Origin of the sequence: Mesorhizobium sp. CO1-1-11, assembly GCF_020164995.1 — a bacterium.
In the GTDB taxonomy this organism is placed as follows: Bacteria; Pseudomonadota; Alphaproteobacteria; order Rhizobiales; family Rhizobiaceae; genus Mesorhizobium; species Mesorhizobium australicum.
Map to the genome: position 1 here is coordinate 86,313 of NZ_JAIUHE010000015.1, position 12,293 is coordinate 98,605.

13 protein-coding genes are annotated in these 12,293 nt (G+C 63.3%); 8 read left to right on the plus strand and 5 right to left on the minus strand.

From position 1 onward, the window contains the following. Positions 1 to 11 precede the first annotated feature (11 nt). The 4 genes from LB554_RS18915 to LB554_RS18930 are packed head-to-tail and all read left to right on the plus strand — an operon-like array spanning position 12 to position 3,710. Positions 12 to 950 carry a MurR/RpiR family transcriptional regulator gene (locus LB554_RS18915; protein ID WP_140715566.1) on the plus strand — a complete coding sequence of 313 codons (939 nt, stop codon included), beginning with the start codon at positions 12 to 14 and terminating at the stop codon, positions 948 to 950. Then, positions 947 to 1,594, plus strand: a complete 648-nt coding sequence (locus LB554_RS18920; RefSeq protein WP_015316481.1) for a cysteine hydrolase family protein — start codon at positions 947 to 949, stop codon at positions 1,592 to 1,594. Before LB554_RS18915 ends, LB554_RS18920 begins: the two co-directional genes overlap by 4 nt. After that, positions 1,591 to 2,913 carry a glutamine synthetase family protein gene (locus tag LB554_RS18925; RefSeq protein WP_224586189.1) on the plus strand — a complete coding sequence of 441 codons (1,323 nt, stop codon included), beginning with the start codon at positions 1,591 to 1,593 and terminating at the stop codon, positions 2,911 to 2,913. Before LB554_RS18920 ends, LB554_RS18925 begins: the two co-directional genes overlap by 4 nt. Then, positions 2,913 to 3,710 carry an N-formylglutamate amidohydrolase gene (locus tag LB554_RS18930; RefSeq protein WP_224586191.1) on the plus strand — a complete coding sequence of 266 codons (798 nt, stop codon included), beginning with the start codon at positions 2,913 to 2,915 and terminating at the stop codon, positions 3,708 to 3,710. Before LB554_RS18925 ends, LB554_RS18930 begins: the two co-directional genes overlap by 1 nt. 160 nt (positions 3,711 to 3,870) lie before the next feature. Here LB554_RS18930 and LB554_RS18935 read toward each other — a convergent pair whose 3' ends face one another. Both LB554_RS18935 and uxuA read right to left on the minus strand, forming a co-directional pair. Continuing rightward, the gene (locus tag LB554_RS18935; protein ID WP_140821129.1) at positions 3,871 to 5,217 is read right to left on the minus strand and encodes an NAD(P)/FAD-dependent oxidoreductase; all 1,347 of its coding nucleotides are present in this window, start codon (positions 5,215 to 5,217) and stop codon (positions 3,871 to 3,873) included. Positions 5,218 to 5,536: 319 nt separating this feature from the next. Further along, positions 5,537 to 6,721, minus strand: a complete 1,185-nt coding sequence (uxuA, locus tag LB554_RS18940) for a mannonate dehydratase (protein WP_015316477.1) — start codon at positions 6,719 to 6,721, stop codon at positions 5,537 to 5,539. Positions 6,722 to 6,819: 98 nt separating this feature from the next. Here uxuA and LB554_RS18945 point away from each other — a divergent pair, with 98 nt between their 5' ends. After that, positions 6,820 to 7,605 (plus strand): SDR family NAD(P)-dependent oxidoreductase, encoded by a 786-nt coding sequence (locus LB554_RS18945; RefSeq protein WP_224586193.1) that lies wholly within the window; start codon positions 6,820 to 6,822, stop codon positions 7,603 to 7,605. 123 nt (positions 7,606 to 7,728) lie between these two features. Then, positions 7,729 to 8,586, plus strand: coding sequence for a DUF1236 domain-containing protein (locus tag LB554_RS18950; protein ID WP_224586196.1), 858 nt, complete (start codon positions 7,729 to 7,731; stop codon positions 8,584 to 8,586). Between the two features lie 160 nt (positions 8,587 to 8,746). On the opposite strand, the gene LB554_RS18955 is transcribed toward LB554_RS18950, so the two are convergent. Next, a complete protein-coding gene (locus LB554_RS18955; RefSeq protein ID WP_015316474.1) occupies positions 8,747 to 9,358 on the minus strand; it encodes an alpha-ketoglutarate-dependent dioxygenase AlkB in 612 nt (203 codons plus the stop codon). A 167-nt stretch (positions 9,359 to 9,525) separates the two neighbouring features. On the opposite strand from LB554_RS18955, the gene LB554_RS18960 reads away from it, so the two are divergent. Next, a complete protein-coding gene (locus LB554_RS18960; protein WP_224586198.1) occupies positions 9,526 to 9,963 on the plus strand; it encodes a GFA family protein in 438 nt (145 codons plus the stop codon). 70 nt (positions 9,964 to 10,033) lie between these two features. Beyond that, positions 10,034 to 10,234: a KTSC domain-containing protein gene (locus tag LB554_RS18965; protein WP_015316472.1), complete on the plus strand. Its 201-nt coding sequence runs from the start codon at positions 10,034 to 10,036 to the stop codon at positions 10,232 to 10,234. 11 nt (positions 10,235 to 10,245) lie between these two features. On the opposite strand, the gene LB554_RS18970 is transcribed toward LB554_RS18965, so the two are convergent. Both LB554_RS18970 and LB554_RS18975 read right to left on the minus strand, forming a co-directional pair. Continuing rightward, on the minus strand, positions 10,246 to 11,508 hold the full coding sequence (locus LB554_RS18970; protein ID WP_224586200.1) for a DUF763 domain-containing protein: 1,263 nt from the start codon (positions 11,506 to 11,508) through the stop codon (positions 10,246 to 10,248). 78 nt (positions 11,509 to 11,586) lie between these two features. Next, complete coding sequence (locus LB554_RS18975; protein ID WP_015316470.1) at positions 11,587 to 12,195, minus strand: cysteine hydrolase family protein; 609 nt, start codon at positions 12,193 to 12,195, stop codon at positions 11,587 to 11,589. Positions 12,196 to 12,293: the final 98 nt, after the last annotated feature.

Sequence of the window (12,293 nt, forward strand, 5' to 3'; positions counted from 1 at the left end):
AGGGGAGGCCTATGGCGATACGCGATGTTCTGATGCGCGGGGATCTGGCGCTGACGCCGTCGGAAGAGAAGATCGTCAGGCTGCTGCTGACGGACTATCCGACGTCGGGCCTCGGTACCGCATCGTCGCTTGCGCGACGCGCCGGCGTCAGCGATCCCACTGTTGTCCGGCTGGTCGTCAAGCTCGGCTATGAAGGGTTCCCGGACTTTCAGGCAAAGCTGCTCGCCGAGGTCGAGGCCAGGCTGCATTCGCCGCTGTTGATGATGGAGACCAAGCGGCAAAGCGGTTCCAGCGACAGCGCGGTGCTTGCCTATCTCGATTCCGTTACCACGGCCCTGCAGAAAGCCACCGCGGCGACACCGGTCCAGACCTACGAGCGTGCCGCCCGCCTTTTGATGGAGGCCAAGGGCGAAATCTTGCTGGTCGGCGGCCGGTTCAGCCGCCACATCGCCGGGATGCTGGCTGGATATCTCGTGCAGTTCCGCACCGGGGTCCGCGATCTCGGCGTGCTCTCTCCGCAGTCGTTCGACACGCTGGCCGACCTCGGTCGTCGCGACGTGCTCGTCGTCTTCGACTATCGCCGCTACCAGTTCGACGTGATGGCCTATGCGCGCCAAGCCGCCGCGCTCGATGTACGCATTCTTCTGTTCACCGACCAATGGCTGTCGCCGATATCGGACCTTGCCGAAGTCACGATCGTCAGCCCGCTCGAAGTCGCCTCGCCCTATGACACGCTGGCGCCGGCGATCGCACAGATGGAGGCGCTGACGGCCCAGATCGTTTCGACGCTGGGCGACGACGCTCGGGCTCGCATCGAGAGGATCGAGAAAGTGCGGCACGCCAATGCGGTGACGCTCGACAGCGATGCGGAAGGGAGCGGCATGCGCAAGACATCAGGACCGCGCAAGATACCTGGACCCAAAGCAGCAAAGCAGGACGAGAAGGCATGACCCAAGCCCTACCCAAGCGAGACGAAGCTTTTCGTACTGGCGAGACAGCGCTGCTGCTGGTCGACATGCAACGCATCTGGTTGGAGCCGGGTGCCGATCCTTCGCATCCAGAACGCGGACCCGATCATTATTTCTACCGGCAGACATGCTCGCAGACGATCCCCAACCAGGAGCGCCTGCTGGCGGCGGCGAGGGCCAATGGCGTCGAAGTGCTGCACACCATCATCCAGAGCCTGACCGAAGACGGCCGCGACCGCTCGCTCGACCACAAGCTGACACCGATCCATGTTGCGCCCAGCCTCCCCGAAGGCCTGCCAGTGCCATCGCTGGGGCCGGTCGGCGACGAGATCATGCTGCCGAAAACCTCGTCGGGCATCTTCAACTCGACCAATGTCGACTACCTGCTGAAAAACCTTGGCATCCGCTATCTCGTCGTGGTCGGCGTGCTGACCGACCAGTGCGTCGACATGACAGTGCGCGACGGCGCCGACCGCGGCTATCTCGTCACCTGCGTATCGGATGCCTGCGCCACCATTACCCAGGAGCGCCACGACATCGCGCTGAAGGCCTTTGGCGGCTATTGCTGGGTCACGGACACCGACACCGTCGTCGACCGCTTCAACGCTCTGGGAAAAAAGGCATGACATCTGCCGTCGAGCCTCTCGTCGCCGTCGTCACCACGGATCTCTCCGCCATTACGCGGGGCCGCTTCGTGGTCGAAAGTAGATTGCAAAAGACCGCCGCGACAGGGGTCGGCTGGCTGCAGGCCAATCTGTCGATGACGCCGTTCAATTCGATCGTCGATCCCAATCCCTGGGGTTCGTCCGGTGACCTTCGGCTGATCCCGGATCTCAAGGCGCGCTTCCGCACCGAGCGGACGGGATCGGCGACGCCCTTCGACATGGTGGCCGGCGACATCGTCGAGCTCGATGGCAGCCCGTGGCTTGGCTGCACGCGGACCATGCTCCGGGATGCGCTGGCGGAATTGAAGGCGGCCACCGGCCTTTCCGTCATCGCCGCCTTCGAGCACGAATTCAACATTGCCGGCGGCAGCTTCGCGCCGGCACATTCGATGTCCTTTGCCGCCCTGCGCCGCACCGACCCGTTCGCCCCCAATCTGATGGCGGCACTCGAAGAGGCAGGTGTCGGCCCCGAAGTGGTCATCGCCGAATTCGGCAGTGAGCAATTCGAAGTGACGCACGAGCCGGCCGATGCGCTCACGGCAGCAGATCGCGCCGTCGCCATCCGCGAAATCACGCGCGAAGTGGCACGCAATGCCGGCTGGCGCGCGAGCTTCGCGCCCAAGGTCGCCCCGGATGCCGTCGGCAACGGCGTGCACATCCATTTCAGCTTCGTCGACGAAGCCGGCAAGCCGGCAACTTACGATCCGGCGCGTCCCGGCGGCCTGTCCGCCAAGGCTGGCGCCTTCTGCGCCGGCGTGCTGCGCCATCTGCCCGCGATGACCGCCGTGACGGCGTCGAGCGTGTCGTCCTTCTATCGCCTTAAGCCGCACAGTTGGAGTTCGTCCTACACCTGGCTCGCCGACCGCGACCGCGAGGCGTCGCTCCGCATTTGTCCGACGGTAACGATCGGCGGACGCGATCCGGCACGGCAGTACAATGTCGAGTATCGGGCGGCCGACGCAACCGGCAATCCCTATCTGTCGCTGGCGGCGATCATCCGCGCCGGGCTGGAGGGGCTGAAGGCGGACTTGCCATCACCGCCGCTGGTCACTGGCGACCCGACGCTGATGAGCGAGACGGAACGGGCGGAACTCGGTCTGGTGCGGCTTCCCGAGACCTTGCCGGCGGCACTGGATGCGCTCCTGGCCGACAAGACCGTTACGGGATGGTTCGCCCCGATCTTCATCGAGACCTTCGTCGGGTTGAAGCAGCATGAAGCCGAGCGCCTGGCAGGCCTTGATCCAGCTGCCATCTGCGATCTCTACCGGACGCTTTATTGATGACTGCGCAGGCCGAAAAAAGCTCGCGCCCCCAAGAAGATTGGCCCGAAGCCGTCGAGGTGCTCAACGAGCATGGCCGTTGCGAGATCGTGCTGCTGTGCGAGCATGCGTCCAACCATATGCCGGCGGAGTACCGCCGGCTCGGGCTCGATGCCAGCCATCTGCAGCGCCACATCGCTTGGGACATCGGCGCTGCGGAGGTCACGCGCCTGTTATCGGCCCGGCTCGATGCTGCGGCCTTTCTCAGCGGCTATTCCCGACTGCTGATCGATCTCAACCGGCCACTGGGCAGCACGGGCAGCATTCCGGTGCTGTCGGAAGACACTGACATTCCCGGCAATGCCGGCGTCGACAGAACGGAACGAGACCGGCGCGCGGAAATCATGTTTTCGCCGTTCCATGAGCGTGTGGCCGCGCACCTCGATCGCCGTGTGGCCGAGGGCCGGCCGACGCGGATCGTGACGATCCATTCCTTCACGCCGGTGTTCCTGGGTGTCGCCAGGCCTTGGCATGCGGGTGTGCTGCATGGTCATGCAGCCGATCTCGCCGCGGCGATCCTTTCGGGCCTGCGCACCGACGCGGCACTCGATGTCGCGGCCAACGTACCCTATGTGATCAGCCGCGATGCCGACTACGCCGTACCCATCCATGGCGATGATCGCGGCATCCCCGCCGTGCTTGTCGAGATCAGGCAGGACTTGTTGTCGACACGGTCGGGCATCGAGGAATGGGCGGACCGGCTGGCGGCGGCGCTGCCCGTGCACGAGACGGAGGCATCTCAGCCGGTGCGGACGTGACGCCGCGACCATCGCGCAGGTCGGCAAGCCGCGCTTCTCGCCATCAGCGCGGCGCTCGCATGATGGGGATGGTCCGATCCGAATGTACAACTTCCCGAAAGCTCACAATCAGGTCGCCCGACCTGACCTGCCGCCCCAACCGGCGTCAGGGCAATTTCGCCTAAAGCGATGGTCCCATCCGGATAGGGCTGCCGTCGCTGAACCGGGATTGACGGAACCTGTGAAGGTTGTGCCCAGTCTCGTTGCCCTGGATCAAGTCGGACAGGACGCGGCCCATGCCGGGCCCTATGCCGAAGCCATGGCCGCTCATCCCGGTGGCGATGACGAGGCCATCGACCGTTGCGGCGCGATCGACCACAGGCACGACATCCGGCATCGAATCGATCATGCCGGCCCAGCTTGCCCTGAGCGGCACCGCCTCGAATTGCGGAAAAAGCGCCTTGAACCCATGATCGATGGCGCGAAGGGCCCTGGGTTCCGGGGCAGGATTGAGAACGCGCATGCGTTCGAACGGGCTTTCCTTGTCGGCATCCCATTTGCGCGGGGTGGACCAGCTGTCCGGATATGCACGCGGCGCCGCCGGCAGGTAGCGCGTGCCGAAAGGATTTGCCTTCAGGGCAGGCAGGTATTTCGGTGCGTGACGCAGTGCATCCGGCCCGACATAGAGCAGGTGGCTGCCTCCCGCCGCGAGCGTGTACCCGCCGTCCTTTCTACGCCGGAAGGCGATGCGTTCGTCCGCGGCAGCGCCGGCATGGATTTCCGGCATAGGCGCGGTCGCAGCGACGGTCGTGCGGACACTGAGCTGCGGGATCGAGACGCCATGCGCGCGTAGGAACAGCGACGTCCAGGCACCGCTGGCGACAAGCACGTTCGAGGTGGCGATGCGGCCTCGCTCAGTCCAGACACCGCTGATACGCCCTGCGGAGATGTCGAGCATGCGTGCCGCACAGTTCTCGATGATTGTGACACCCTGGCGAGCGGCCAGGCGGGCAAGCGCCGGCACGGCGACCCAGGGCTCGGCACGCATGTCCGACGGCGTGGTCATGGCGCCCTTGAAGGGGCGTGACATGGCCGGGATCAGCTTGGCGGTCTCGCCCCGGTCGAGGAGGCGCGTGTCGACGCCATGGGCCTCGGCGATCTTCAGGAACTTGGCGAAACCGGCCATCTCCTTGTCGGTCCGCGCAAGATAGGTCACGCCCGTCTGCGTCAAGCCTATGTCCTCGCCGCACTCCTCGGCCAGTTGGCGCCAGAGACGCTGCGCTTCGATGACGATGGGCAATTCGTCCGCGTCGCGGCCCTGCTGGCGAATCCAGCCCCAGTTGCGCGAGGACTGCTCCGCGGCGATGCGTCCCTTCTCCAGCAAGGTCACCGGTATGTTGCGACGGGCCAGGAACAAGGCCGCGGTCACGCCGATGATGCCACCGCCGACAATGACCACATCCGACGTCTTCGGCAGCGGCGCCTGGAACTGGATCGGACTGGCTTCGGTGAAAGGGAAGATCGTCAAAGGACTGTCCTTTTCTCATAAGCGTGCCCCGCGCCGATGGCTGGTCCCAGTGGCGCGAAAGTCGCCCGCTTTCGTCGGACACTGGCCAAGCGTGAAGTGCGCCGACGAGCACTACACGACCGGCCTCGAAAATTTGCGTGCCAGCTCGATGAAATTGTTGACCACCCGTCGAGGCCGCTTCTCGTCGCAGGGCAGCCCTGGCTTCATCGACAATCGGGTGGCTAGGGCACGCGAATGCCGGACGAAGCGAAGCGCTCGCTCAGACCTGTCGCGACATTCCGGCGAAAGATCGCAAACGATAGCTTGCCGCCCGATGACTTCAGGCCAGCCCGAACCGCTCCACCGCACGCATGATGCCGCGCAGTTCCGCGAGGCCTTTCAGCCGGCCGATGAGCGAATAGCCGGGGTTGATCTTCTTCTTGCCGATGTCGTCGGCAAGCAGATGGCCATGATCGGGCCGCATCGGAATTTGCCAGTCGGCTCGGCCTTCTCCGCGACGGCGCTTCTCTTCCTGCATCAAAGCGAGGATGACATGCGCCATGTCCGTGCCGCCCTCGAGATGCTCGGCCTCGTAGAACGAACCGTCCTCCTCGATGGTGATGTTGCGCAGATGGACGAAATGGATGCGGTCGGCGAATTCCTTGACCATGGCGACAATGTCGTTGTCGGCGCGCGTACCGTAGGAGCCGGTGCAGAACGTCAAACCATTGGCCGGGCTGTCGACCGTCTCGAGGATGAAACGCGCATCCTCGGCCGTCGAAACGACGCGCGGCAGGCCATAAAGCGAGAAGGGCGGATCGTCCGGGTGGATGCACATACGCACACCCGCTTCTTCGGCCGCCGGGATGATCTCGCGCAGGAACCAGGCAAGATTGTCGCGCAGTTCCTTAGGCCCAATCGCGTCGTATTCCGCCAGCGCCTCGCGGAAACTGTCCCTGTTATAGCTACGCTCCGTAGCCGGCAGGCCGGCGATCAGATTGCGCTCGATCTGGCCGATCTGCTCCGGTGTCAGCGCCTTCAGGCGCTCCTCGGCCTGGGCAATACGTGACGGCGTATAGCTTGCCGCGCCGTTCTTGCGCTGCAAGACAAAGAGATCATAGGCAGCGAAGTCGATGGCGTCGAAGCGCAAGGCATAACCGGTCGTCGGCAGCCGGTAGGCCAGGTCGGTGCGAGTCCAGTCGACCACAGGCATGAAATTATAGCAGATCGTCTGGATTCCGGCCTTCGCGAGCGCGCGGATGCTGTCGCGATAATAGCCGGCATAGCGCTCGCGCTCCGGCGCGCCGATCTTGAAGGAATTGTGAACCGGAATGCTCTCGACGACCGACCAGGTCAACCCAGCCGCCTCGATGATGCGCTTGCGTTCGAGCACATCGGCCTCAGGCCAGGCCCTGCCATCATAGATATGGTGAAGCGCTGAAACCACGCCGGTGGCGCCAGCCTGTTTGACATGTTCAAGCGTCACCGGATCATCGGGACCGTACCAACGCCAACACTGTTCCATTGCCACTTCCTTTCTGCGAGAGACCGGCAACCTATTGTTTGACCACGATGAGTGTCAAACTAAGAGCCGGTTTCGATAGCAATGAAGGAGCTTCCGCAATGAAGGATTTTGACGGCAAGGTGGCATTGGTGACAGGAACGACCGGTATCGGCCTGGCAGCCGCCAAACGCCTGGCGGCTGGGGGCGCCGCGATCGTCGCCTGCGGGATCGACAGCGCGGCCAACGCCGCCATGCAGGAAAGCCTCGCCAAGTCCGGAGCCGATGCGCTGGTGCAAACGGTTGACGTCTCCGTTTCCGAGCAGGTTCGCGACGCGGTCGTGGCCGGCGTGGCGAAATTCGGCGGCATAGACGTCATCGTCAATTCGGCGGCGGTGCATCCCTACGGAGCGGCGACGACAACCGACTGGGAAACGTGGAACCGCGCTATGACGGTCAATGTCGGCTCGATCTATCTGACCGCCCATTTCGGCATCCCGGAAATGATCAAGCGTGGCGGCGGCGCCATCGTCAACGTCGCTTCGGTGCAGGGCTTCGCCTGTCAGCAGAACGTTGCCGCCTATGCCACGACCAAGGGCGCCATTCATACGCTGACGCGTTCGCTGGCACTCGACTATGCCGCGTCCGGCATAAGGGTCAATTCGGTCAGCCCGGGCTCGATCCGCACACCGATCCTCGAAAAGGCCGCGCGTGGCGACGGCGGCAGCGATGCCGACGTGGAAGAGGCCTACAGGCGCTTCGGCGCGGCCCATCCGCTCGGCCGCATCGGCGAACCGGAGGAAGTGGCGGAACTCATCGCTTTCCTGTGCTCGTCGAAGGCCGGCTTCTGCACAGGCGCCGACTACAAGATAGATGGCGGCCTCACCGCCGGTATCGGCGTGAAGTAAGACCGTGAAGATCGATCTCGGGGTCCCATCGGGAGCGGTGCATTAACGCAGCCAGTTCGGAACAATCTTTTTTGGCCGAAGTTTTACCTCTTGAAGGGACGAACTCTCCGAAGGAGATTTCCTATGAAACATGTTCTCATTACCAGCATGCTGGCGATCGGGCTAGGCTGCGGGACAGCGATGGCTCAGACGCAGCAGCCCGCCGATAGCCAATCAGGAGCGGACACAAATTGCGCTTCGGGCACGACCAACTGCCAGAAGGGCTCGAAGATGAAGGAGCAGGCACAGGGCACCAAGTCCCAGACTGATCAGCAGGTTCAGGACAAGACCAAGGCCAAGACAGAGGAGCAGGCCCAGGGCAAGGCCAAGGCCAACACGGACGAGCAGGCCCAGGGCAAGGCCGGCACCACCACGGACCAGCAGGCCCAGGGCAAGACGAAGATCCAGACGGACCAGCAGGCGCAGGGCAAGGCTGGCACCAAGACCGACCAGCAGGCCCAGGACAAAACCAAGGTCCAGACCGACCAGCAGGCACAGGGTAAGGCCGGCACCGCAACGGATCAGCAGGCTCAGGACAAGACAAAGGTCCAGACCGATCAGCAGGCACAGGGCAAGGCCGGCACTACCACCGATCAGCAGGCTCAGGACAAGACAAAGGTCCAGACCGATCAGCAGGCCCAAGGCAAGGCCTCCACGCAGGACAAGACCTCGACCGCTTCCATCAACAATGTGACGGTTGAACAGAAGACCCAGATCACTCATGTGATCAGGGAAACCAAGGTCGAGCCGGTCACGAACGTCGACTTCGACGTCTCCGTCGGCATCGAAGTTCCGCGGCACAAGGTCAGGCTGCATCGCTTGCCGGCTCGCATCGTCAAGATCGTTCCGGCCTACGAGGCGTACGAGTATTTCGTTCTCGCCGACGGCCGGATCGTCATCGTCGATCCGGATACATACAAAATCGTGCTGGTGCTGACCTAGGGCAATTCCAGGGAAAAGTGCGTAGCGGTTTTCCGTTCGGAATTGCGTAAAAACAAAGAGTTAGAGCACAGGATCGTTCAACCCGCCCCGCTGCACGCGGGTCGGGTTGAGCACTATGGCGAGATGATGCGGAACTTCCCGTGCAAACCTCTGCGCATGCTCAGGGATTGCGAGGCCGCAATGTCCTCAAGGTAATCGAGTAGCGGTGCTCGGCAAGCGGCGGGATGCTGTGCTCCCATTGCGACCGCGACGGCCCCGTCATGAGATAGGCCGATCTCGGCTCGACGGTGATGGTCCGACGCTCCCATTTAGACCCATTCTTGCGCCGAAGGCGAAAATCGCAGGGCGCCAGCAGCGAAACGCCCGCGACATCCTCGAAATGCGGCTTGTCGCGGTGCCAGCCGATACCGGCGCCGGGCCGGTACTCGTTGATCAAGACCTGCGCGAAGGTTTCGGCCGGCCGGCGCGCAAAAGCCGCGACCTTTTCGCGCAAGGGCAGCAGAAAATCAGGTATCGGCGGTGCCTCGACCACCTCGCGCCGGTCATAATCGTAGCGAAGGCCAAAACCGACGACACGCCGGTTTGCCAGATGGCCATGGAAGTCGAAGGCCTTGAAGGGCAGTGCCTCTAGATGATGGACGAGTTCGATTTCGTCCTGTGGAGTGATCAGTCCGGTCTGGTAGGCGAAACCCTCCGGCAGATCATCCTGAGCGGCACCGAAGAGATCGTGCTGGGCCACACGGCCGGCTGTTTTCGGTTTGAGCGGCGACATTTTGCCTAGATGGTGAAGGCCGGACCACAAGGCAATATGGGAACCGCGCTTGCCCGCCCTGGATACGTCCCAAAACCGGCGCAACGGAACCGCGGGAGGAGCGTGAAAGTTTAGCAACGGCGGTTCCGTCGGAGGCCGCCGGACACGTTCTAGCCTTGGAGTGCCGGATGCCGCGCGTTGAAACCGGGGCCTGCTTTTGCGGGGCGATCGCCGCCACCATGGACGGTGAGCCTTTCTGGATATGCTACGATCACGATGACGATTGCCGACGGGCCATCGGCAGTCCACTCACCGTCTGGGTCGGGTATCGGCCGAGCCAATTCAATCTTTTGAGGGGGGCGCCAAAGGCCTTTTCCAAGACGCCGGGTGTTATCCGCACTTTCTGTCCCGACTGCGGGAGTGCGATAGGCTATAGCGACGAAGGGCTGCCGGACGAGCTTTATCTGACGATCGGATTCTTCGACAAACCCGAAGGGCTGCGGCCACAGGCCCATGCCTATTGGGACCTCAGGCTGCCTTGGGTCGACTTTGCCGACAAGCTGCCGCGCATCGATCGATATTCGAGGAAACGCGATGCGAAGTTCGGCAACCCAAGCGACAGGTAGCAATGTCGGATGGCGGCACGGAACCGCACCACGCCTGGCGGGTTATTTGGCTGAGCCGTCAGGTGCCAGGATGCCATCGACCGTCATTCGAAACACGCAATACGATCCCGCGACCAGGATCCTCTCGGTCTGGTTCGTGCCGCACGGCAACCGCTATGACTATGAGGACGTCGCCCCGGCTACCTATGCGGCGTTCATGCGCGCTCCTTCGAAAGGCCGCTTCTTCAATAAATTCATCAAGGACCACCACAGGTACCGTCGCGTGGCGTGATGCCCGGCCCGTCACGCCTTCCTGTTCTCGTCGGCGCTCAACTCATCCGGCGCCGGTTCCCAACCAAAGACACTGCGGCCGCCAAGCAGATGCGACTGGTCGAATTCGCCGGCGACAATTTCCTTGAGGCTGGGACCCGTGACGTATCGCTCGACCTGCCGCGACTGATGGTCGAGCCGCCTCAGGGCGCCGATTTCCTCTTCGCGACCGAGCCTGGCCTTTTGCACGGCGGACTTCAGCACGCCGATCGTCTCGTCATAGACCTTGAGCGGTACAGGGAACGGATGCCTGTCCTTGCCGCCATGCGCCAGCGAAAAACGACCCGGGTCCGAAAATCGGCAAGGCGCGCCATGCACCACTTCGGCAACGAGAGCGAGTGCCCTCACCGTGCGGGCGCCTACGCCCGGAACCAGGAGAAGCTCGGCAAAATCGGCTGGACCTCGCTCGGCGGCGGTGGCCATGTTGCCATGAAGGCGATGCATCACGACGTCGCTTTCGCGGACGTCGTGATGAGCCGGCATGATCAGATGCGGCAGCAGGGCCTGCACCGGAGCCGGTGCCGTACCGGGCTCCAGCGCGGCGAACTCCCGAAGGATGCGGTCCGGCCCAAGATCCTGGAGGAGATCAAGCTGTCCCTGGCGCGAGGCTTCGGCGCGGCGGTCGGTCAGGTTGACGATCTCGCCCTGGTTGGCGCCTTCGATGGCAGCATGCGGCTGGTCGACAAAGCTCTTCAAACCTTCGGACAGCCAATGGTAGCGGCGCGCCACCTTGCTGTCGCCGTTCATGCCTTGCTGCACCACCACCCAGTCGCCGTCGTCGGTGACGATGAAGCCATGCAGATAGAGGTCGAACCCGTCCTGAACGGCGGCGCTGTCCACCTTGGCGACAAGCCGGCTGGCGGTCGCAAGGCGGGCTCCGTCGAAGCCGATGCGCTCACCAATGGCGGCAAGCTCGTGGGGGGTTTTGCGCGAATGCGCGCCACGGCCGCCGCAGACGTGGATGCCGAGTTCGCCCGACAGCGGCGTGAGGCCGCGTTTCAAGGCGCCGACGACGCTGGTGGTGATGCCGGACGAATGCCAATCCATGCCCATGACGGCGCCGAAGGACTGGAACCAGAACGGATGCGCCAGACGCCGCAGCAATTCGTTGCGGCCATAGTGATGGATGATCGCCTCGCACATGACGGCACCGAGACGCGTCATGCGGTCGCCCAGCCATTTCGGCACGCGTCCACCGTGAAGGGGAAGATCAGCACTGCCCGATCGTTGCGCCACGTTTGCCTGCTCCAATGTCCGCGATTGAGACAGATAAGCACTACAGACCCCGCAGGGAAGGCTGACGCTACACTGGCGTCAAGTCCAGTTCGAGAGAACCGTTTCCATCTCGACTGTCTCGACCTGCTGCGCGAAGCGCTGGTGATAGACGGTAAGCAGCGCGTCATGCGTTGCGTCGGAAGAGCTGCACAATGCGTCGGTGACGAGCACCACGCGATAGCCGAAATCGATGGCGCCGAGCACGGTGGCTAGGACGCACACATCGGTTTCGCCTCCCGTGACGACCAGCGTGTCGATCTCGCGTTCCATCAGAAAGGCCCTGAGGCGCCCTTCGAACCAGGGGGAATAGATGTGCTTGTCGATGACTGCCGCCGGCGGACAGTAAGCGGCGAGCGCCGGCAACAATTCGATCATCTCCGGCCCGATATTGTCGATCGCCATGGAGGCCCAGCGCTCATAATAGCGTTTCCATGTACCAGCGCCTTGCCCCGGCCTTTGCGCAGGCAGGAAGCGCGTGAAGACCGTCTGTTCCGCACGCCTTTCGACCAGCCTCTCGATTTGAGGCAGGACACGGGTTATCCAAGGCGTCGCCCAAGGCGACGGTTCGGCAAATAGCTTCTGCATATCCACACAGACATGCATGCACCGGTCGCCCAATGGGCCATAAGCCAAGCCTGGCATCGACATCAACGCATCTCCGACCGGCGGTGCGTTCTCATGACTTCCGGCACTGCCATCCGGATACGCAACGCCGCATGCGGGAACTCGTTCCTGAGCCGCCGGCA